We start from the raw sequence: 1,798 nt of genomic DNA, 5'->3' as shown, positions 1-1,798 counted from the left end.
TCACTGGCATTTTCGATGATGTGGCTACCCATGTACTGCTGAGTGAAATATATGCAGCAAAGATCAACAGGCCCTAGAAGATCAGCACCTACATTATCAGAGCCTGTATCATCAGTGCTTATCTGTGTTTCATCGTTAAAAAATACAAAGGGCCCTTCCCCGCCTACTTTATAAGCCAATGGGGCGTCTCCGATATCAATAGAGCCATGCTGGCTTATTAAGACACCCACACCAATAATAGCCAATACAAAAGAAACAAGTAGAAAATGCCCGACTGATTTCGCTATACGTTTCGCTGCGCGCTTAAGCATACTGATAGCCAACAGCAAACCGTTTAAGCAAAGCCAGAATGCGATAGGTTAATAGGCTAATCGCGTAGGCACTTACCAAGGCAACCGGCGTTATCCATAAACCTGTAATAGTAGCCTCGCTACTTGCCAATATAGGGTTACTTAAAAAGCCAATAGCAACTGAATTTCCCTCAGCTTCTACCCAAAAGGCAATGCCGTTGGGCAGCAATAAGTTTGCAAATGCCAATACAATTAGTGCCAAACCCGTACCATAACCAAAAGCCATCATGCCCCAATACAAAGTTTTAGACAGGCCTTTGGTGACCGACGTTAAAGGCCGAAACCCTTTTGGTGGGGGTGTACCTTGTTGAATATGACTCACGTAATTTTCGGCCAGTACTCTTGGCGCACCAAGCCCAGCCAAGATGCTTTCAATATTGGCTTCTTTTCCTGCCATTTCCTGCTGATCGATAACATCATAAATATGAGATTCAATTTCTTGAATGACTTCTGCTGCATCTTCAGAACTTAACGAGGCCAAGTAACGACTAAAGCTCTTCAGGTAGTTGCTAATTTGTTCCCTTCCACTCATTTCATTATCCTTTTCTTTTTCCAGTTTCTGTCACGTTGTCTGCGCCGCTAGCTGAATCTGCTAGCAGCGATTCCATATCGACTACCGAACGCTTCCACCGTGCGCGCAGAATATGTAACCGTTCAAGACCACTTTCGGTAAGCGAGTAATATTTTCGTGGGCGTACTTCACCCTCTTGATGCCATTTCGCATTCAATACCCCTTCGCGCTTCAGCCTATCGAGCAATGGGTAAAGCGTACCTTCACTAATCACCATGGTTTCAAAACCATGCAGGTAATTAAGTATCGCCAGCCCGTATTTTTCTTCGCCCGCGACAGCGGCAAGTATGGCCAACTCTAAGGTGCCTTTGCGAAGTTGCGCATCCCACTTCGCGCTTTGATTTGAAGCTTCTGTCATGACCTTCCAGCTAGGTTAAGCTTATTACTATGTAATACATAGTATAATTTATAGCATAGTGATTAAGCAAAATACACTTTTCTCTTTTAGCGGAGCGTTTTGGTGGTTTTGATCAATTAGCGAAGTACGCTAATCTACTTTGTTGTTTAGTTTGTATTTAATTTGGGGGAATTAGGGGGTAATCTGGATTTATTCACCAAAGGAAAATGTGCCCACATGGAATATCTCTATTTAGTAGCATTGCTTATATTTCTGTTTACTTTTTTTATGTTCCGCTCACCACGCCTAAATAATCCGGAGCATGTATTGCAAGACGTTGGTGATGAAGTGTTAATTCTTCATACTCCCTTGGCAAGACTGTGGCCGTCTCAGGGTAAGCGAATTAATAAACAAAGCGCAGCGCGTATTCAACATGCCGACAACATTATTACGGTATTTAATCCAGGGTGAGATCGTGAATATTTATTGACCAGTTGGCGGAAACTAAACGATCAGTTTGACGATCCGGTTTAGTCGTGA

4 protein-coding genes are annotated in these 1,798 nt (G+C 43.2%); 1 reads left to right on the top strand and 3 read right to left on the bottom strand.

The features are described from left to right. The 3 genes from J5X92_RS20810 to J5X92_RS20800 all read right to left on the bottom strand — a co-directional run. A partial coding sequence (locus J5X92_RS20810; protein ID WP_208806428.1) for a hypothetical protein occupies positions 1-311 on the bottom strand: 311 nt, incomplete at its 3' end. Then, positions 304-882: a hypothetical protein gene (locus J5X92_RS20805; protein ID WP_208806427.1), complete on the bottom strand. Its 579-nt coding sequence runs from the start codon at positions 880-882 to the stop codon at positions 304-306. The genes J5X92_RS20810 and J5X92_RS20805, both read right to left, overlap by 8 nt. A gap of 4 nt (positions 883-886) precedes the next feature. Then, a complete protein-coding gene (locus J5X92_RS20800) occupies positions 887-1,279 on the bottom strand; it encodes a PadR family transcriptional regulator (protein WP_208806426.1) in 393 nt (130 codons plus the stop codon). Positions 1,280-1,495: 216 nt separating this feature from the next. On the opposite strand from J5X92_RS20800, the gene J5X92_RS20795 reads away from it, so the two are divergent. Then, positions 1,496-1,729, top strand: a complete 234-nt coding sequence (locus J5X92_RS20795) for a hypothetical protein (protein WP_208806425.1) — start codon at positions 1,496-1,498, stop codon at positions 1,727-1,729. Positions 1,730-1,798 lie beyond the last annotated feature (69 nt).

It is taken from the genome of Alteromonas sp. K632G (assembly GCF_017653625.1).
GTDB classification, from domain to species: domain Bacteria; phylum Pseudomonadota; class Gammaproteobacteria; order Enterobacterales; family Alteromonadaceae; genus Alteromonas; species Alteromonas naphthalenivorans.
This window is presented reverse-complemented; position numbering and strand designations above follow the sequence as displayed.